The sequence below is a fragment of the Rhizobium ecuadorense genome (assembly GCF_001187535.1).
GTDB lineage: Bacteria > Pseudomonadota > Alphaproteobacteria > Rhizobiales > Rhizobiaceae > Rhizobium > Rhizobium ecuadorense.
In genome coordinates this window covers 15,168-32,928 of sequence record NZ_LFIO01000381.1, presented here as the reverse complement: position 1 = coordinate 32,928, position 17,761 = coordinate 15,168, and the positions used below count along the sequence as shown (strand labels likewise).

Sequence of the window (17,761 nt, the reverse complement as noted above, 5' to 3'; positions counted from 1 at the left end):
TCAATGACCTATCTGAAACAAGGCGTGCTCGCCGCGGCGATGATGCTGGCGGCAACGATGACATCCCTGCATCAGGCCCATGCCGGGCAATGCGAACAGCAGAGTTTCGAAGAGGCGAAATATGTCATCTGCACGCTGGAAGCGGGAAAAGCCGACCTGCGCCTGTTCTGGAAGAGCGCCGATGGCGCGCCGTACCGGGCTTTTTCAAGCCTTGCCGAAGCTGTCCGCGCCGAGGGGAAGACCCTGGTGCTGGCCGTTAACGCCGGCATGTACCGGGCCGATTTTTCGCCGATGGGACTGTATGTCGAGAACGCCAGGGAATTGAAACCCGCCACTACCGCAAAGGCCGAAAGCTCCGCCGGCCAGGTGCCGAATTTCTACAAGAAACCGAACGGCGTGTTCTTTCTAGGTGAAACCGGCGCCGGCATCCTTCCCACAGATGAATTTCTGCAGCATGCGCCGAAGGTGCGGTTCGCCACACAGTCCGGTCCGATGCTCGTCATCGCCGGCAAGCTGAACCCGATCTTCATCCCCGGTTCGACCGATCGAACCCGCCGCAGCGGTGTCGGGGTCTGCGGAGCCGGCACGGTTCGCTTGGCGATCAGCGAAGACGGAGTGAATTTCCACGATTTCGCGCGGCTCTTCCGCGACAATCTGAAATGCCCCGACGCCTTGTTTCTCGACGGTGGAAACGGTGTCGGGCTTTACTACCCGGTCATGAGCCGCAACGACCGCTCCTGGCACGGCGGTTACGGGCCGATCCTCGGGGTGGTCGAGTAGCGGAGGGAACCGGCCTTCATCGAGGCGGCGTTGGTGCTTTTGCCGAGGCTTTCAGACACAATGTCCCGACAACACGATGCCCCTCGACATCAAAGCTTACCGTTTCCTCTGCCGCCATCGCTTCCTCTGAACCTCCCCATCAAAGCCTATCCCTTCCCCGCACGCACCATTTCGGCGCGCATCCAGCTCGAGTCGCCCCAGGTGGAGAGCCAGATCATCAGGTCGGTCAGGGCGCCGATGACGGGCAGGAGCAAGGCGTGGCTGAGGCCCCGTTTCTTCTGACTGTCCTCGGCCTTCCTGAGATGCGCAAGCTCCTGTTCCTGTATCGATGCGATCAGGGTATGAAGCTCGGGATCGCGTTTGGCGAGGAAAGCCAGTTGGTCTTCGAGATGGCGATGGACCGTGCTTTCCACGGCCTCCGTGCAGATCCAGATCATGTTGCGCCCGCCAAGCGCCGTCAGCAAGCCGAGCACGAAACCGCCGAGGCTCCAGAAGGCCATGACGCGGCAGGGCCTGGCGCTCCTTGCAGGCATTGCCTCGCGAAACAGCCGGCAATGGTCGATCTCGTCCTCACGCATCTCTTCAAGCGCCGGAACGATGTCGGGAAACAGCCGCCGGGCCATCAGGATCTGGGCGCCATAGATCCTGATGGCGCCGAACTCGCCCGCATGGTTGACCTTGAGAATGCGACGGATGGTGACATCGGCGTCGCGCATTCCCGAGTTGCTCGACGGATTGATCATAACCACCCTGCCCCGGTTCCCTTGCGGTCAATAGGCAGGATCGCCGCCGTCATCGTCAAGGGGTGCCGGCATGCGCCTTCGCTAGGAATGACCGGCAAATTGTCTCTCCACCGCCGGTCAATCATGCCCTTGAACGAGGAGCCTTTCAAAAACCACCGGCCTCGCATAGGCTCCCGGCCCAGCAAAACAGGAAAGCCGGATGGACTATATCAACTCACTCGCATTGCTCGTCAGCGTCTATATCGCCTCCCTCGTCAGCCCCGGACCGAATTTCATCATCGTCACCAACACAAGCATGACGGTGTCCCGCGCCGCCGGGCTCTTTGCAGGTCTCGGACTTGCAATCGCATCCCTGACCTGGGCCATCATGGCGATGGCGGGGCTCGGTTTTCTGCTGAGCCATTTCGAATGGCTGCATATGTTGTTGCAGGTGGCCGGCGCGCTCTATCTGATCTGGCTGGGCCTGAAGATGATCCGCAACGCGTCCAAGCCCTTGAGGCCGACGGGAGCGAGCGAAGTCACATGGCGCTCCGCCATGCGCCGCGCCTACATCGTCAGCATGACCAATCCGAAATCGGTGGCTTTCTTCGGCAGCATCTTTGCCCTCGTCATCCCGGCGCATGCGCCCGTCTGGCTCTATTGCGTCATCGCACTGAGCTGCTTCCTTCTTTCGGCCCTCTGGTACTGCGGCCTGGCCTTTTTCTTTTCGAACCCGCGCGTTTCCGCCGGTTTCCTGCGTTTCAAAGCCAGCATCGAGCGCGTGATGGGCGCTGCGCTGGTCCTGATCGGCGGCCGTCTGCTGTTGGTCCGCTGACGTCATCCAGGCTGACGGGGGCCAGTTCCTCGGTCAGGTCGCAGCCGAATCCGGCAATGCTTCATCGATGTCTTCGGGAATGAAGCCGCCGGTCTGGCGTTTCCACAGGCGGGCAAACAGGCCGTCGCCTTCGACCAGCTCGTCCGGCCTGCCCTCTTCCACGATCCGCCCGCGATCGAGCACGACGATCCGGTCCATCCTGGCGATTGTGGAAAGGCGGTGGGCGATGGCGATCACCGTCTTTCCCTCCATGACGAGGTTCAACCGCTCCTGGATGGCGGCTTCGGATTCGCTGTCGAGCGCGGACGTCGCTTCGTCGAGCACCAGGATCGGCGCGTCTTTCAGGAGAACGCGGGCGATCGCCACGCGTTGCCGCTGGCCGCCTGACAGTTTGATGCCGCGGTCGCCGACGAAGGCGTCGTAGCCCTTGCGGCCCTCGCTGTCAGCCAGATCGGCGATGAAGGCATCGGCGCTCGCCATCTTCGTCACCCGTTCGATCTCATCCCGCGTCGCCTCCGGGCGGCCGTAGCGGATATTGTCGCCGACCGACCGGTGCAGCAGGGCGACATCCTGCGCGATGACCCCGATCGCCCGGCGAAGACTGGACTGGGTGACGGAGCGGATATCCCGTCCGTCGATCAGGATCGCGCCGTCCTTGATGTCGTAGAAGCGCAGAAGCAGGTTTGCGAGCGTGGTCTTGCCGGCCCCGGAAAGACCGACCAGGCCCACCTTCTCGCCGGGCCGGACCGTCAGTGATAGGTCGTCGATGACGGGTTTGCCTGACTTATAGGCGAAGTGGAGGTTCTCGAAACGTATTTCGCCCCGCGGAACACTGAGCTCGGTCGCATCCGGCCGGTCGGTGATCGTCGGCGGTGTGGTCATCACGGGCATGGCGTCCTTGATCGTGCCGATCGCCTGGAAGATCTGCTGGCCCATCTGGAGGAAGACGAAGATCTGCGACGACAGCCGGTTGAGGATGTAGACCGCGCCCACGAACTCGCCGACCGTGAGGAAGCCTTTGACAAGGCCGGAAAATCCGATCGACAGCATGGTCAGCCACAGCAGCGTGTTGAGAATGACGACAGTCACTTCCGACGAGCGATAGATACGCTGCTCGCTGTGCTGCGTCTGCACGGTCTTCTGGATGATGCGGCGGATGGCGCCGGCCTCGCTGTCTTCGGCCGCAAACTGCTTGATCATCTGCATGTTGGTATAAAGATCGGTGATGGCGCCGGCGACCAGGCTGCGCTGCTTGGCGGTGCGGCGCGAGCGTTCGACGAAAACAGGCACGATCCTGGCGGTGAATGCAATGTTGAGCGCGATCCAGACGACGACAGGCAGGGCAAGCTGCCAGGCGAGCGCGCTCAGCAGGATCACGGAGCCCACCAGCTGCATTAGGAAGCGCGGGATGGACTGGAAACCGGCAAGGATCTGCTGCTGGACGGCGGAGGATACCTGCGAGAGGCGCGAGGCAACCTGGCCGGCATAGAGATCATGGAAGAAGGCAAGGTCTTGCCGCTCCACCGCCTTATGTCCCTGCCATTGAATGGCGGCCGGCATGCCGATGCCTAAAGTATGCGAGTTCAGCGTATTCAGCACGAACGACAGGATCGGCATCACAGGAAAGATCAGGAAGCCGAGAACGCTCAACAGCAGCCATTCATTGTGCAGGAAGGCGGCGGCGCCCTGTTGCGTCACGCCATCGACGATGACCGAAAGCCCCCAGACGATCGTCAGGTTGATCAACTCGAACACCATGGAGCAAAGCGCAAGCGCGATCAGCACGCCGCGGAACATCGAGATGAAGTGCAGGAGCACCGTCACCGGACCTTTGGAAGGCAGCGGCCGGTAGGGAATGTCGAGCGGCCGGATCAACGTTTCGAAGGGACGGTAGATCGCATCGGAAATCGACATGGGCCGCTCGGATCAAAATTGGGAGGAAGCGTGGACTCGGGCTACGCCAAGTCGCATCGGATCATCTTTCGGCTGCCATCTCAACTAGAAATTTTATAAATTGACCAAACGGGCTGGCGAGCGGGCGAATCGAGGCGCTTGAAAGCCCCAATTGCGGTCGCCGCGCGAGTGGGGCAGGATGCGCACCCTGAAGAAACCGCAGGATCGAAAAACTCATGCTGACGGGCTCATGTCATTGCGGCAAGGCAAGCTGGACGCTCGAAGGCGATCCCGGCTCGATCACCGCCTGCAACTGCAGCCTCTGCCGCCGCTACGGCACGCTCTGGGCCTATGATTACGAAGGAGAGCGTATCGCGCTCAGCGGAGAGACCGCCTCCTATACCCGCTCCGGCCGGGAGACGTCGTCCCTCGAAATCTTGTTCTGCCCATCCTGCGCCTGCGTCAGCTGGCGCGGCCTGCGGCTTCACAAGGATGGCCGCCGGCGCATGGCGGTCAACATGCGGCTTGCGCCGCCGGATCTCGTCGCCGATCTGCCCATCGATCAGTTCGACGGCTTGGAGACGTTCGAAGATCTTCCCACCAAAGGGCGCTGCGTGCGCGACCTCTGGTTCTGACAGCCTGATATCTCTTGGCGTCGGACGGGCGCCTCAGCCGCGCCGGGCCGCCTCGATCGCCGCGACATCGATCTTCCTCATCTTCATCATCGCATCGAAAGCACGCTTTGCCTCACCACCGCCTGCCGACAGCGCTTCGGAGAGGACGCGCGGCGTGATCTGCCAGGACAGACCCCATTTGTCCTTGCACCAGCCGCACTCGCTTTCCTGGCCGCCATTGCCGACGATGGCGTTCCAATAACGGTCGGTTTCCGCCTGATCGTCGGTGGCGATCTGGAACGAGAAAGCCTCGCTGTGTTTGAATGCGGGACCGCCATTCAGGCCGATACAGGCAATACCCGCCACGGTGAATTCAACAACCAGCACGTCGCCCTGCTTGCCATCGGGATAATCTCCCGGTGCCCGAATGACGGCGCCCACGGCACTGTCGGGAAACGTCGCCGCATAAAAGCGGGCCGCCGCCTCGGCGTCTTTGTCGTACCATACGCAGATCGTGTTCTTTGCCATTGCGCGGTCCTTTCGCTCTTCGTTTCGAATTTCCTCCGTGAAATAAGAGGCAAACCGTCTTTCTCCAGCCCACCGAAGCAATTTCCCGGTAGTGATCGCCGCGCGCTGCCGAGTGACCAAAAACGCCGGCAGCAGAAAACAGGGCTCGCATGGATCGCGCCAATTGCGGTCATCATCGATCTGTAGCATGACGGAGCTGCTACAACCGCCCTCTTCGGTCCAGCAGACTCGCTCATTGTTGATTGGCCGGCCTGGAACAACGCTGATGATTTACCTGCTTCGCCACGGCGAGACCATTTGGAACAGCTTGGGCCGCTTCCAAGGCCAGAAAGATTCATCGCTGACGGAGCGCGGTATCGAACAGGCCGACCAGGCCGCGAAGCTTCTGCAAAAGGAAGTTGCAGGCAACGAGCAGTCATTCCAACTCCAGGTCAGCCCGCTGGGCCGTACTCAGGAGACTGCGGCGCGCGTGAAACGGATATTGCCACTGGCGGCCCGCCTGGAACCACGGCTGATGGAGGTGACCATCGGCTGTTGGGATGGCATGACCAAGTTCGAGATCGACAACGAGTTTCCAGGAATGCTGGACGGATCCGACGCTTTTGATTGGTATTTCAAATCTCCCGACGGGGAAGGCTTTGATGCTGCCTGTGCCCGGGCGATGGACTGGCTCGCAGGCTCCCATGGACCGACAGTTGCGATTTCTCACGGGCTGTTTGGCAGATTGGTACGCGGTGTCTATTCTGGCCTTTCAAAGCGGGAAATGCTGGAACTGCCCGTTCCCCAAGACGGGTTCTATCGTCTTTGCGATGGTGAGTTCACTCTGGTAACCGCTTCGGCCGATACGATATCCGGCGTGATTGCATAACAAGGTCATGTCCCGGTGACCGTCGTAGTCCACCAAGGTTCATTGCCGGTTTATAGCGCGGCTTAATGTCGGAGATCGACATCCACCACTACATCAGAGCCGCGCACGCCTCACCCTTCCGGCCCCCGCGGGCCGCCTCAAAGTGACCTCTTTTGCCGCCGCATCACCGGCGGCGCGAGCCACCGGTGATGAAATTCTGGTTCGCCGCGACGCGGCTCTAGAACATATCCCGCCCGTCGCTGCGCGGGTCGCCATCGACGCGATGCGGCTCATAGAGGCCGCTCCGCGCTTTGCGCCGCCAGGGACGGGAAAGATCGCCGGGATTGTCGTCGATATCGGCGAGCGTTATCGCGGCCGTTCCATCCGTAGGGCATTGCGCCGCCCATCGGCCGCCAGGCGCGATGATCGCGGCAGAGGCAGGATCAGCCCGACCGGGATGGGCAGGGATCGAGAAACTGACCCAGTAACTATTGCTCGCCGCATGCCCTTGCGCCTCTGCGGCGAAAGACGGTTCAGTAGCCGGTGAACCGCCTGTCGTCGAGAACAGCACGCAATGGACGTCGAGCCGCTCGTATTCGCTGAAAATCTCCGGATAGTGGCATTCCATGCCGAGCGCGCAGCCAAAGCGGATGCCGTCGACCTCGAAGGTCACGGGGATCGACCCGGGCGTGTACATGAAGGAGATTTTGGTGTTGGACAGCAGGCGCTCGTCGTAACGCGTCACCACTTCGCCGCGGTCGGAGACGACATAGAGGCTGTTGTGCGGCCGGTGCAGCGCCGTCAGCGGATGCACCGAGCCGATGACCGCCCAGAGGCCGAGTTCACGCGCCAGCCTGCGTATTGCATCCAGTTCCTCACGAAGCACGCCCCATTCGAACCGTCGCCAATCGGACGGCCCAATCTCTCTCGGCCCGATTTCCGACATGATGCGCTTGTTGGGCGCTGACGTCGCCCCTTCGGGAAAGTGCACCAATCGTGCCCCCGCCTGCCGCGCCTGCCGCATCAAAAGGCAGATCTCCTGGCCGCTGCGGCGAAGCTTGTCGATGTCGCGGGGATCGTCTGCATGAGTGGTCTGCGCCACGGCGAGACGCAGGCGCCTCACCTCGGGCGCTGCGTCTTCCGCCGAGTTGGGCAGCAGATGTATGCGGGCGGCGGTATAGCATTCACCCGTCTTGGCGGCGCGCGCACGTACCCGCCGCTTGAAATTTCCATTCTCAGTCATATCAGGGCCTCTCACGTTCCGTGACATCGTTCCCCAGCAACAGGCCCGAAACATCAGGACCAAGGTAACGACCCGAGACAAAAGTCCCTTTGCCTCCGGTTGAAGACCCTGCTGGGGAAGGTCTGGAGAGGTTCGGCGTTAGGCCACGCCGAGTTGAAGATGCCGAGGCGCCCGCGATTCGTCAATTCGGGGGCGGCGAGGATCCTTCGGCGCCGAGGCCCTTAGTTCGGGTCTCCTTGACCCACCCGCCAAGGCGGATCGACGCGGTTCGATCCGGCAAAATAAAGGATGACGCGGTTGCCGCCGGGGTCGAACAGTTCCGCCTCGCGCCAGAGCCAGCTCTTGTCCTCGGGGCCGCTCACGAAGTGAAGGCCAGCCTCGCTAAGGCGGCCGACCGTCTCGTCCAGGCTCTCACACTCGAAATAGACTATGGTTCCCCCACCGCCGCTTTCGCCCTGATGCAGGGAGAAGGTGCTGTCTCCGTCCGGGCAGACGAAGCGCGCATAGCGCGGACGGGCATCAACGACCGGCCTCAGACCGAGGAGAGTGTAGAAGCTCCAGCCCAGATCGAGGTCAGGCATCGTAACGGTCACCTGGTTCAGGCGCATGATCTATCCTCCTCGGCGGAGTTCGCCCAAAACTGTGCGATGGTTCCGTGGCCGCGACATCCATAAAAACAAAGACCTGAATTCATCGCATGAATCAAATTCTGAGCGGCACGCTTTTTGTGTCCTTGCCACAAAACTCGTGTCAGACTGCAGCAAGCTGCGCATCGCCGGCGCGCCGAACGAAAGGGCCGAACCATGCATAAATTCACCGTTACCCTCACCCGGGAGATCGAGGCCGATACCGCCGAGGAGGCAGCGCTGCTCCTCTATCAGGAACTATCAAAGGGACCGGTTCCCGACCGCTACGCGGTCACCGACGAGACAAGGGTGACCACAGAGGTGAAGCTGGATCGGGAAAAGGCGGATGAATTCGCCAGCATCGATCACACCGCCGACCCCGGCAACTGGTAAGGGCGAGACGTTCACGGGGAGGAACGGAGGAGGCCCCCGCTTTGCGCCGGAAGCGGAAGTGCGGTAGTTGCAGATCCCCTTCTTCGGCGCGAACGCCGGATAAGAACAGCCCTACATCGGCAATATCGCAGCAAGGAAAGTCTGTGACATCACCAATTAGAATAGCGGTCGCCGGCGCGAACGGCCGCATGGGTCGCGCCATCCTGCCGCTGCTGGCGGCCGATCCGGTTTTCGCGGTCGTCGGCGGCATCGGTCGTCCCGGCTCCATCGGTGAAGGGCTGATCGAGCGTTCGGCCGCGATCGCGACCGCCGACGTGATCCTGGATTTCACCACGGGACGTGCCGCCGCCGAACTTGCCGGCTTGTGTGCCTCGGCCGGCGGACCGGCCCTGGTGATCGGGGCGACGGGTTTCGAGTCGGATGAACTCGAACGGATATCAGAGGCCGCCCGGACGATTCCGATCCTGCGCTCCGGCAATTTCTCCATCGGCCTCAACATGCTGCTCGGCCTCGTTGCCCAGGCCGCCCGCGCCCTTCCCGCGCAGGGCTGGGATATCGAAATCCTCGAAGCCCACCATAACAGGAAGATCGACGCACCGTCCGGCACGGCGCTGATGCTCGGTGAAGCCGCCGCCGAAGGCCGCGGCGTTTCCCTCGCCTCCGTCGAGCGGCGCGGGCGCGACGGCATCACCGGCGAGCGGCCACCCGGCGAGATCGGCTTCGCCGTCCTGCGCGCAGGCGGGCTCGTCGGAGAACACAGCGTACTGTTTGCCGCCGCCGAAGAAGTCGTGACACTTTCGCATTCGGCTCTCGATCGCGGCATGTTTGCCCGCGGCGCCCTTGCCGCCGCCCGCTGGGTGGCGGGACGCCCGCCCGGCGAATACGGCATGCAGGATGTCCTGGGTTTGGGGTGAACGGACAGTGTGAACAGAGGCTTGAGGCTCGTCCTTGAATCAAATTCTAAGCGCATCTCTGGTTGCGCACGGCCTCCAAGAGAGCCTCATCTGAGGCGCCCCGTGAGGGGCCTCGAAGGACGAGGCGGGTGACATCCAGCATCAAAACGAAGGCTTAAATCCCGCCCTTGATCAAAATCTACGCCGGCATCCCTAACCTATCGAGGATTGCCGAAGCGACGACCACTTCGGTTCCGGCGAGACCGACCGAGCAAAACAGCGTCGTCTCCCCAGATGATCCTCGCCCGGCCGCCTTCCCGGCAATGATGTCGGCAAGATCGGCCATGCGATCGTCTTTGCCGGAGCCGGCGAGGAAAAAGGGCGACGCGTAGGCGCGGGTCTGCTCGGGAGAATCCGTCGCAATCACCGCTGCGGCATCGGCGATATCAAGGCCGAGTTCGTATCCCTGAAGCGTTTTCGGGCCGACGGTGTTGACGTGCACGCCGGGCTTCAGATCACGCGCATGGATGACAGGCGTTTGGCTCGTCGTCGCACAGATGACGATGTCGGCAGCCTCGACGGCTTCGCGGGCGCTGCCGACAGGCTCCACCTCCAGCCCCAGGGCAATCTGCATCTCGCTTGCGAAGGCGGAGCGATTTTTCTCGTCGCGGCTGTAGACGCGGGCGCGATCCAGCTTTCGAACGGCGGTGGCCGCGGCAAGCTGGGTTCGCGCTTGCGCTCCGCTGCCAAGAATTCCGACGATCCTGGCGCTGGGCGCGCTGAGATGGCGGACGGCGAGACCTCCGATGGCACCGGTCCTGAGGTTGCCGAGGCGCTCCCCGAGAATGATGCCCTTGAGCTTGGCGTCATCGGCCGACCACACCGCGACGATCTGCGAATGCTCCGCCCCGTCGAATGTTTCGTACACGCGGAAACCCGCGAGCGGTTTGTCGCCGAGGATACCGCCGACGGTGAAGACGAGATCGCCTCGATTGGAAAAGGACACATGATGCCGGGGCGGAGAGACCAGGCTATTGCCGGCTCTCGCGAGAAAAGCGGTCTCGAGTGCATCAATCGCCACGCCCATCAACGCACTGCCGACCAGATCCTCGTCTCTCAGAATTTTCGTCACGGCGAACCTCCAGCCTATTCCGGCATGCTGCGACCCCAACCGCGCTTGAGGTCAATAGAGGAGGGAAAGCGGTTGTTCTGAAAGGTCGCGACCCGCTTTAGGTGACCAGACGGCGGGCCATGATAACGTCGTCGATCTCCCTGCCCTCTTCCAGAACCCCGGCCGGAATCCTGCCGACCTCGGAGAAGCCCTGCCGCTGATAAAACCGGATCGCCGCCGGGTTCTCGGCGCTGACGAAGAGTTCCAGCTGCCGGATGCCGATATGGCGCGCATGATCGGAAACAACATCGAGCAGCCTCCCGGCAAGACCGGTGCCGCGCAGGCTCCTTCCGATGTAGACCATGATGATCGTCGCGCGATGGGCCATCTTGCTCGACCGCTGCCGCACCAGGCCCATTATGCCGACGGGCTCATTATCCTGAAACGCAATGAAAACCGGCTCGCTCAGGCGGCTGCGCCACTCCTCGAGGGAAAGAGCCGCCCAGTCTTCGTAGCGGCTGGCAAAGCAGGAGGGTTCGGTGCGAAGCGCTTCCAGACGGATGCGCCGGAAAGCCTCCACCTCGCCTGGCTGGATTTGCCTGATCGTCACGCCGATTGCATCCATTCGGGAAACCTCCTGGGATATCTCAGCTATCGTCATTGCAGAGGGCTCCAGCCGATGCAAGCGGCGGTGACGACTTCGATTCCGGCTCTTATTGCGCCACCCGTCACGTCGGCGCCTAAGAGAGCCTCATCGTGAGGCGCCTCGCACAGAGCATTGAAGGACGAGGCGGGTGCGCGGACGGCTGAAGAATGCAGGGGGAAGTGCTGAAGAGTGTCCTTCGACGCTCCGCCCTTTCAGGCCCCGCGATTCAGAATGAGGAGAGGTGCCACACCCAAAATAGCGGGCGCCAGCGCCCATTACTGCGCTGGAGTTCCGACCCGGCCGCCTTTCCGGACGCCCGATTGATCGGACGGTCCGACAGTCGGTTGGTTCGTCGGCCTGAGGTCCCATTGAGCGGGCGGCCGGACGGCTGGTGGGTTGGTCGCTGGGTCAGGGGTCGACCCCACAACCAGGTCATCAGCTTGCTCGCTCGCCCCGGTCGCCGACCAGCCAGATTGGTCGCTCCGCGTGCCCATCTTGAAGGGTGCAACCTGCTGGACAATGGCGAGAAGAACTATCCCTACCATCATGCACAACAGCGTATAGAGAACGAAATACTTCAGTGCATATCCCTCGCTCATTGGCATAGCGTCCTTGGCAGTAGCGCGATTGATATTTCCCCATCATTGAATGATACTTTCATAAAAGGCAATAGATTTTAAATAAACCCAATAAAATTCAGAAATAAACAACGTCGTATAATGTAGTTATTGGCGAGTTGCAGGAAATATCTCCCGCACCGCTCGATTTATCTTGGATATCCCGGCAAAGGCGAGCCGAGCGTCAACGATGGCTGCCGCGCGCTTCCGACTGGAAATCGTTAATGCGCCGCCGGAGCTCACGCAATTTTACATCGATGCCGCCCTCCCCAGGATCGCCTTGATGGATGCCGGCGCGCCGGCGCAATGCTGCAAGGTTCCGCGGCGTCCAGGATCGACCTTATGTTCGCTGCCAAGACAGCGTCGGCAATATCGGCTAGACTGCCTGCACCGACACCCTGCCTCGAGGGGCGCCCAGGGCGAACGGTCGGCGGCAGGGGGATCCGCATGTCGGCAATTGCATCTCTGTTTCAGGAAGCCGCCCGGCTTGCGGCGGAGTTTCGGCAGGTAGCGCCTTCCCGCCATATGCCCACTCACGACTACGCAACCTCGCTTGTCTCCTTTGACGAGCCGCTGCCAACGGCCGGTTCCGATATGCTCGATGTCATCAGGCTGCTCTCAGATGGAGCCGAACCCGGGCTGCATGCAACCACCGGCCCACGCTTCTTCGGCTGGGTCATCGGCGGCTCGCATCCCGTCGGCGTTGCAGCCGATTTCCTCACCAGCGCCTGGGGCCAGAATGCCGGAAACCATACCGCCGCCCCGGCCGCAGCCGCCGTCGAGACCGTCGCTGCGAAATGGCTTCTCGATCTCCTGAAGCTTCCGGCCGAATGCTCGGTCGGCTTCGTCACGGGGGCGACGGTCGCGAACTTCACCTGTCTTGCCGCCGCGCGCGGCGAGGTGCTGCGCCAAGCCGGCTGGGATGCCGATGCCAACGGTCTGTTCGGCGCGCCTGAGATCACCGTGCTGATCGGTGACGACGCTCACACCACGGTGTTCTCCGCGCTGCAATTCCTGGGCCTCGGTCATGATCGCGTGCTGCGCGTGCGCACCGATCCGGTAGGACGGATAGACCCGGCCGCGCTGGCGGGCGCGCTCGATACGGTCTCTGGTCCCGTCATCGCCATTCTCCAGGCGGGGCAGATCAATACCGGCGCATTCGACGATTTCGCCGCCATCATTCCGCTGTTGAAGGCGAAGCGCGCCTGGGTGCATATCGACGGCGCCTTCGGCCTCTGGGCGCAGGCGTCGGCGAAGACCAGCCATCTCAGCCGCGGCATCGAAGCCGCCGACAGCTGGGCGACCGACGGCCACAAATGGCTGCAGACGCCCTATGATTGCGGCTATGCGATCGTCCGTAACGAAATCGCTCATCGCCGCGCCATGACGATCGCCGCAAGCTATCTGCCGCTCGCCGGTGAAGGTGAGCGCGATCCTTCCCATTACGTGCCGGAGCTATCCAGAAGGGCGCGCGGCTTTGCCACCTGGGCGATGCTGAAACATCTCGGCCGTGAAGGTGTGGCCGCCCTCATCGACCAGTGCTGCACTTCGGCGCGGCTGGCGGCCGACCTGCTCGCCCGCGAACCCGGCATCGCCATTCTGAACGAGGTCACGCTGAACCAGCTCGTCATCCGCTTCGGGGCCGGCCGCCCGGAAGAAGAAGGCGATGCCCTGACCCGAAAGACGATCGAGAAGATCCAGGCGGACGGCCTGATCTTCGCCGGCGGCGCCAAATGGCACGGCCGCGACGTGCTGCGCCTCTCCGTCACCAATTTTCAAACGACATCGGATCAGGCGCAACTCGCCGCCCGAAGCATCATCGCCGCGTTCGAGAGTGCCAGCCGGGGGTAATGCAGCCCGAATGCCCGCACGAAGCCCAGGCCATTAATGAAAATGTGGAATAGTTCCTGTCGCAATCATGAGGTTCATGACAGGCCCCGCGCGTTCCAGTATTGCCGGAGAATCAAACGAGATCTGAAGGTGTCCAACCTCAATGATCCCAGTCCTATTGGAAACGAAAAACATGTTTAAGAATAGCCTTGCTTCATTGTTCATTGCCACCCTTCTGCCTGTTTCAGTTCACGCAGCCGATTGTCCGTCTTCTGACACCGCCAATAAGGGCTTTGTGCTGGAAAATAACGGCGCGCGGAGCGAGTTCCGCAAGGCGGAAGGGCAGATCGTTAAGACCGTCAATCATTTCAGCGGTTCACCGCAGCAGACGGTGTTTTCCTTTGCAGGCCTGTTCGATCTGGCCCGCTTCAGCAAAAACGAACAATATGCGATGCACCCCCTGTCCGATTTGAGCCACACCCTGCCGCTCAAGAAAGGCGCTCGAATCAAGGTCGCTTTCTTGCCGCTTGGCCCGGACGAGCATGCGGATACGCTCTGGAGCCTGGAACTGACCGTCGCCGGCCAGGAGAGCTTCAGTCTCGGCGAATGCACATACAAGGTGCTGAGGATCAAGCAGGTGATCAAGAGAGGCGACGAGCAGGTCGACATTCTGAGCGTGCTCTATTCGCCCGACCTCCAGGCCACTTTGGCGAAGGTCTATGACGAAGGCACAGCCAACGAGTACACATCCCGCTACGACAGGATCCAGTCGCTGACGCAGTGACGCATGCGGCGGCTTTTTTCAAAACGGCTACGACTTCTCTTCCGGGTTGAGGAATTCAGGCGCATGAAAATTCAGCTATCCCCTACGGTTCTTTGTCTTTGTGGGGCTCTGGCGGCGCACTCCGTCAGCGCCGATGATGTCAATCCTGTAACGATCACGGACCCGTCAGCCGAACCGGTCTGCAAGGTCCTGATGGATGCACTCAATGGCATCAAGGCATCCGGCTACCACGAAACCGTATTTGGTCGGGCAAAAGACGGAAAAGACGAGGAATACGTACAGATCATACACGCGGATGGCCGAGATTTCGTCAGATATTACGACACATTGAACTGGTTGAGGTTTCCGCGTGAGCCAAACAAAACAAGATTCTTGAACTGCGAACCAGTCGGCAACGCCTCCGAGTTTCATTATGTTGCGATTTGGCAAAAATATCCTCACGGTACCAGAGCCGAAATCTGGCTGACACCTGACGGTAAGAAGCTTCAGAAGCTCATCCGCCACTTCGGTGAAGATCAAATGCTGTTTCCTTTCCAGTACGATCAGAAATCGGTTCCTTTCCAGACGGTTACATCGGTCTTCGATTATGACGCCGGCAGTATACAGATTCCGCCGGAGATCCTGATCATCAACGCTTCCACAATCGAGGACGATTCCTTCGGGCCTCACTGGATTATCCCCGATCACGACATTTCAAATCGACCGGAATGAAAGACAAACACGCATAGAGGAAACAGGCTGTATGCCGCGGCCAAGACAGGCGCCATCGTGGTGACAGTGCTGGTTTCGATCTGCGCGACGCTCTTTTCCATCCCGCGCTTTCACCGGACGCTGTCAAACTGGATTTCGATGATCGTCGAAGCGAGGCTGACGATCGAGGCCTTCGGGGAGCCGATGGCATCGCTGGAGGTGGCAGAGGCCGAGCCCGTCGTCGCCGACACCCGCATCGCGCCGATCTTCCTGCATATCAGGGCGCGCAAACTTTAACGCGCCGTCATCGACGTTTGGAAGGACGTTTTTCACTGGCGCTGACGCACGCGGCTTCACCGCAGACAAGCCGGCATCATCGTCGCACCGCCACGACCGAACTGGCGCGATACCTCGACAGTTGCACCCGGTTGGATTGATTGCCGCCGAACAGGTAGACGAACTGCCGGCGCTGGTCGATGTGATCGAAAAGGCTCACATGAAAGCGCCTGCCGGTGCGGATCACCACGACATCCCCCCGCCTGGCGGCGCGAAAGAACACCGGCTTTCCGAAATTCCTCCAGGACGCCGCCATGTTGGGGTTGGGGGGCGGCTGCCGCGAAGATCGCTTGGCGACAAAGGCCAGGAACGCACCGCACCACGATACCTTGCGGGGATTGATGCTGAGGAAGGAGATGGAGCGTTCGTGCATGCTCTTGTACTTGGATGCCGTGCCCAGCATGTCCGCCTCACAGGGCACGGCAAGCACCGTGAGGACGATGACGAGAATAACCTTCATAGTTACCCACCATTGTTTGTATAACGCTGAAATTCCGAAATGTGGCGAAGAATAAAACAGGCGCGGCAACGTAGATGCCAATTATGGCGTGATTTAGAAACAACTAATACTGGCATTTTGACGGCGGCAATTTGTTCGAATCGAGGCGCGGATAGACTGCAGGCGCGTCTCCCTTGCGGCCGGACACGACCGTCGAAAATCCCGCAAAACAGAGGTTCTGCGAGCCGGAAAGGCTAAGCTTTCGCTATCCGAACCGGGTTCTTTCGGAGCAGATGAACCGCACCCGCAAGTGATTGAGCAACAAGATCATTCGCCAAAGAGTTGACATCGGCGCGCGACCCTGGTCATCACCCATACGGGCTATACTTTCTACGACTACAAATAATACTTGGATACGGCGGGAAATACATCGCACCGCCCCATCCGCCGACGAAAGCCGATGGCCCACCTCCCTGCCGGTTGCGGATATGAACGCTCCGCGACAGCGGACGGGCCGGTGCGGCGTATCAACCGTGTGGTTGTACCGGGTCGGGCTGGCCTGTGATGGCGGCAGGATCAGCGGCAAGAGCCCTGGTGAGCAGAAGTGCGGCGGCGAGAACAGGGACGACCGCCCAGTAGGAAAAGCGGATGCCGACGTGTTCGGCAACGAATCCGAGCAGCGGCGGCCCGGCAAAAAACACGAGAAACGTCGTCTGCCCGAGTGCTGCAACGCTGACCGCTGCAGGTCTATCCGTGCGCCGGGCCGCAGCCGAGATGGTAAGCGGATAGACCGATGAGCAGCCGATCCCCGTCACGCCGAAGCCCGCAAGCGCGACAACAGGATGCGTCGCCGTCGCAACCATCACAACACCGATGGCCGTGATTCCAAGGAGGGTTATGGCGACGGGGCGGGGATTGAAGCGGTCGATGACGGGGTCCATGCCGAGCCGCCCGATGGCGATCAGCAAGGAGAAGACGGTCACGCCAAGCCCGCCGACGAATGGTTCGACGGCAAAAACGTCCCGCATATAGATCGCCGACCAATCGACGCTTGCGCCTTCGGCAAGAAGCGGAGCTGCGCCGACGAGGCAGAGGGGCAGCAGCCCGACGGTGGGAAAGGCGATAAGCGGCGCATGTCCGGGGTGAGCATCGCGCCGCTTGGGGGCATTCTCGATCCCGGAGAAAACGATCGATCCGGCAATCAAGACAATGACGAGGATGAGGAAAGTATGCAGTTCGATGGACACGGCAGCCTGCCGCATGCCGGCGGCAACAAGGGCGGTGAGGCAGAAGCCGAGGCTCCACATGCCGTGAGCCCGGCTCATGATGCGGTACCCAAGCAGCGCCTCATGGCGATCGGTTTCGATATTGGCGTTGATCTCGAATGCCCCGGTGAAAATGCCGGCAATGAAGAACAACGGCACTGCCGACGGAGCCGAAGGCATCCAGGGGATCAGTGCCAAAAACAGCGACGCGCCGAAGACAGTGACGAAGGCGGTTCTGCGCGCACCAAGCCTCTCGATGAACTTCACCGAGAAGGTCAGACCGCAGAGAACGCCTAAGGACAACACAGCGAGCAAAAGGCCGAGTTCTCCTTCGGCAAGGCCGAACTTGCGCTGGAGGTCGGGCAGCCGCGAAAGAAACGCACCGACGGAAAGGGCCACGGCAAATTGAATGAAGAAAATGCGATCATGCGGCTTCATCTCGGGACTTGCTCCGATTGGGGCGGGATTGAAGTCCAGGCATCCGAGCGGCATAGCCGGATATTCCGACGAAATGGCGACCGGCCCCCAAACCGCGGTTCCCGGTTATCTCCCACCGTTGCTGACAGTTCCTGTCAGCACGCTGATCCCCCCGGCCGGTCCACGAGAGGTGGCGGCCACCAGAAGCGTCGCCGGTCCAACCGCTTAAGACGTCACTCGGGGATTCTGCCC

18 protein-coding genes and 1 pseudogene are annotated in these 17,761 nt (G+C 61.2%); 10 read left to right on the top strand and 9 right to left on the bottom strand.

The features are described from left to right. The first annotated feature begins 3 nt into the window (after window positions 1-3). Window positions 4-780, top strand: coding sequence for a phosphodiester glycosidase family protein (locus tag AF337_RS08320; protein WP_049731753.1), 777 nt, complete (start codon window positions 4-6; stop codon window positions 778-780). A 146-nt stretch (window positions 781-926) separates the two neighbouring features. Here the strand turns inward: AF337_RS08320 and AF337_RS08315 are convergent, their stop codons facing one another. Continuing rightward, window positions 927-1,523 carry a demethoxyubiquinone hydroxylase family protein gene (locus AF337_RS08315; RefSeq protein WP_049731752.1) on the bottom strand — a complete coding sequence of 199 codons (597 nt, stop codon included), beginning with the start codon at window positions 1,521-1,523 and terminating at the stop codon, window positions 927-929. 199 nt (window positions 1,524-1,722) lie between these two features. On the opposite strand from AF337_RS08315, the gene AF337_RS08310 reads away from it, so the two are divergent. Beyond that, complete coding sequence (locus tag AF337_RS08310; RefSeq protein ID WP_049731751.1) at window positions 1,723-2,337, top strand: LysE family transporter; 615 nt, start codon at window positions 1,723-1,725, stop codon at window positions 2,335-2,337. A gap of 33 nt (window positions 2,338-2,370) precedes the next feature. Here AF337_RS08310 and AF337_RS08305 read toward each other — a convergent pair whose 3' ends face one another. Further along, entirely contained in the window at window positions 2,371-4,251 is a 1,881-nt protein-coding gene (locus tag AF337_RS08305) for an ABC transporter ATP-binding protein (protein WP_049731750.1), read from the bottom strand. A gap of 215 nt (window positions 4,252-4,466) precedes the next feature. Here AF337_RS08305 and AF337_RS08300 point away from each other — a divergent pair, with 215 nt between their 5' ends. After that, entirely contained in the window at window positions 4,467-4,865 is a 399-nt protein-coding gene (locus tag AF337_RS08300; RefSeq protein WP_049731749.1) for a GFA family protein, read from the top strand. Window positions 4,866-4,898: 33 nt separating this feature from the next. On the opposite strand, the gene AF337_RS08295 is transcribed toward AF337_RS08300, so the two are convergent. Further along, a complete protein-coding gene (locus AF337_RS08295; protein ID WP_049731748.1) occupies window positions 4,899-5,372 on the bottom strand; it encodes a VOC family protein in 474 nt (157 codons plus the stop codon). A 265-nt stretch (window positions 5,373-5,637) separates the two neighbouring features. On the opposite strand from AF337_RS08295, the gene AF337_RS08290 reads away from it, so the two are divergent. After that, the gene (locus AF337_RS08290; protein ID WP_049731747.1) at window positions 5,638-6,240 is read left to right on the top strand and encodes a histidine phosphatase family protein; all 603 of its coding nucleotides are present in this window, start codon (window positions 5,638-5,640) and stop codon (window positions 6,238-6,240) included. 217 nt (window positions 6,241-6,457) lie between these two features. Here the strand turns inward: AF337_RS08290 and AF337_RS08285 are convergent, their stop codons facing one another. Then, window positions 6,458-7,462: a carbon-nitrogen hydrolase family protein gene (locus AF337_RS08285; RefSeq protein ID WP_049731746.1), complete on the bottom strand. Its 1,005-nt coding sequence runs from the start codon at window positions 7,460-7,462 to the stop codon at window positions 6,458-6,460. Window positions 7,463-7,683: 221 nt separating this feature from the next. Then, window positions 7,684-8,070 carry a VOC family protein gene (locus AF337_RS08280; protein ID WP_049731745.1) on the bottom strand — a complete coding sequence of 129 codons (387 nt, stop codon included), beginning with the start codon at window positions 8,068-8,070 and terminating at the stop codon, window positions 7,684-7,686. 195 nt (window positions 8,071-8,265) lie between these two features. On the opposite strand from AF337_RS08280, the gene AF337_RS08275 reads away from it, so the two are divergent. Then, complete coding sequence (locus AF337_RS08275) at window positions 8,266-8,481, top strand: hypothetical protein (protein ID WP_049731744.1); 216 nt, start codon at window positions 8,266-8,268, stop codon at window positions 8,479-8,481. Window positions 8,482-8,624: 143 nt separating this feature from the next. Further along, window positions 8,625-9,395, top strand: a complete 771-nt coding sequence (gene dapB / locus AF337_RS08270; RefSeq protein WP_049731743.1) for a 4-hydroxy-tetrahydrodipicolinate reductase — start codon at window positions 8,625-8,627, stop codon at window positions 9,393-9,395. Window positions 9,396-9,573: 178 nt separating this feature from the next. On the opposite strand, the gene AF337_RS08265 is transcribed toward dapB, so the two are convergent. After that, entirely contained in the window at window positions 9,574-10,506 is a 933-nt protein-coding gene (locus tag AF337_RS08265) for an ornithine cyclodeaminase family protein (protein ID WP_049731742.1), read from the bottom strand. Between the two features lie 97 nt (window positions 10,507-10,603). After that, a complete protein-coding gene (locus AF337_RS08260; RefSeq protein ID WP_049731741.1) occupies window positions 10,604-11,110 on the bottom strand; it encodes a GNAT family N-acetyltransferase in 507 nt (168 codons plus the stop codon). A gap of 1,085 nt (window positions 11,111-12,195) precedes the next feature. On the opposite strand from AF337_RS08260, the gene AF337_RS08250 reads away from it, so the two are divergent. The 4 genes and pseudogenes from AF337_RS08250 to AF337_RS08235 form a co-directional block, all read left to right on the top strand. After that, complete coding sequence (locus tag AF337_RS08250) at window positions 12,196-13,599, top strand: pyridoxal phosphate-dependent decarboxylase family protein (RefSeq protein ID WP_049731739.1); 1,404 nt, start codon at window positions 12,196-12,198, stop codon at window positions 13,597-13,599. A gap of 157 nt (window positions 13,600-13,756) precedes the next feature. Further along, window positions 13,757-14,362, top strand: a complete 606-nt coding sequence (locus AF337_RS08245; RefSeq protein WP_244471203.1) for a hypothetical protein — start codon at window positions 13,757-13,759, stop codon at window positions 14,360-14,362. Between the two features lie 63 nt (window positions 14,363-14,425). Beyond that, window positions 14,426-15,073: a hypothetical protein gene (locus tag AF337_RS08240; RefSeq protein ID WP_049731737.1), complete on the top strand. Its 648-nt coding sequence runs from the start codon at window positions 14,426-14,428 to the stop codon at window positions 15,071-15,073. An 87-nt stretch (window positions 15,074-15,160) separates the two neighbouring features. Continuing rightward, window positions 15,161-15,349, top strand: a pseudogene (locus AF337_RS08235) (SAM-dependent methyltransferase); the annotation flags it as partial. Between the two features lie 76 nt (window positions 15,350-15,425). Here the strand turns inward: AF337_RS08235 and AF337_RS08230 are convergent. Further along, window positions 15,426-15,848 (bottom strand): TIGR02594 family protein, encoded by a 423-nt coding sequence (locus tag AF337_RS08230; RefSeq protein ID WP_049731735.1) that lies wholly within the window; start codon window positions 15,846-15,848, stop codon window positions 15,426-15,428. Window positions 15,849-16,354: 506 nt separating this feature from the next. After that, window positions 16,355-17,530 (bottom strand): MFS transporter, encoded by a 1,176-nt coding sequence (locus AF337_RS08225; RefSeq protein WP_049731734.1) that lies wholly within the window; start codon window positions 17,528-17,530, stop codon window positions 16,355-16,357. Window positions 17,531-17,761: the final 231 nt, after the last annotated feature.

Excerpts from the sequence above, each read along its gene's own strand:
- AF337_RS08305 (WP_049731750.1), bottom strand. The coding sequence starts at position 4,251 with ATGTCGATTTCCGATGCGATCTACCGTCCCTTCGAAACGTTGATCCGG.
- AF337_RS08295 (WP_049731748.1), bottom strand. The coding sequence starts at position 5,372 with ATGGCAAAGAACACGATCTGCGTATGGTACGACAAAGACGCCGAGGCG.
- AF337_RS08275 (WP_049731744.1), top strand. The coding sequence starts at position 8,266 with ATGCATAAATTCACCGTTACCCTCACCCGGGAGATCGAGGCCGATACC.
- AF337_RS08310 (WP_049731751.1), top strand. The coding sequence starts at position 1,723 with ATGGACTATATCAACTCACTCGCATTGCTCGTCAGCGTCTATATCGCC.
- AF337_RS08230 (WP_049731735.1), bottom strand. The coding sequence starts at position 15,848 with ATGAAGGTTATTCTCGTCATCGTCCTCACGGTGCTTGCCGTGCCCTGT.
- AF337_RS08290 (WP_049731747.1), top strand. The coding sequence starts at position 5,638 with ATGATTTACCTGCTTCGCCACGGCGAGACCATTTGGAACAGCTTGGGC.
- AF337_RS08300 (WP_049731749.1), top strand. The coding sequence starts at position 4,467 with ATGCTGACGGGCTCATGTCATTGCGGCAAGGCAAGCTGGACGCTCGAA.
- AF337_RS08320 (WP_049731753.1), top strand. The coding sequence starts at position 4 with ATGACCTATCTGAAACAAGGCGTGCTCGCCGCGGCGATGATGCTGGCG.
- AF337_RS08285 (WP_049731746.1), bottom strand. The coding sequence starts at position 7,462 with ATGACTGAGAATGGAAATTTCAAGCGGCGGGTACGTGCGCGCGCCGCC.
- AF337_RS08250 (WP_049731739.1), top strand. The coding sequence starts at position 12,196 with ATGTCGGCAATTGCATCTCTGTTTCAGGAAGCCGCCCGGCTTGCGGCG.
- AF337_RS08260 (WP_049731741.1), bottom strand. The coding sequence starts at position 11,110 with ATGGATGCAATCGGCGTGACGATCAGGCAAATCCAGCCAGGCGAGGTG.
- AF337_RS08225 (WP_049731734.1), bottom strand. The coding sequence starts at position 17,530 with ATGAAGCCGCATGATCGCATTTTCTTCATTCAATTTGCCGTGGCCCTT.
- AF337_RS08315 (WP_049731752.1), bottom strand. The coding sequence starts at position 1,523 with ATGATCAATCCGTCGAGCAACTCGGGAATGCGCGACGCCGATGTCACC.
- AF337_RS08280 (WP_049731745.1), bottom strand. The coding sequence starts at position 8,070 with ATGCGCCTGAACCAGGTGACCGTTACGATGCCTGACCTCGATCTGGGC.
- AF337_RS08240 (WP_049731737.1), top strand. The coding sequence starts at position 14,426 with ATGAAAATTCAGCTATCCCCTACGGTTCTTTGTCTTTGTGGGGCTCTG.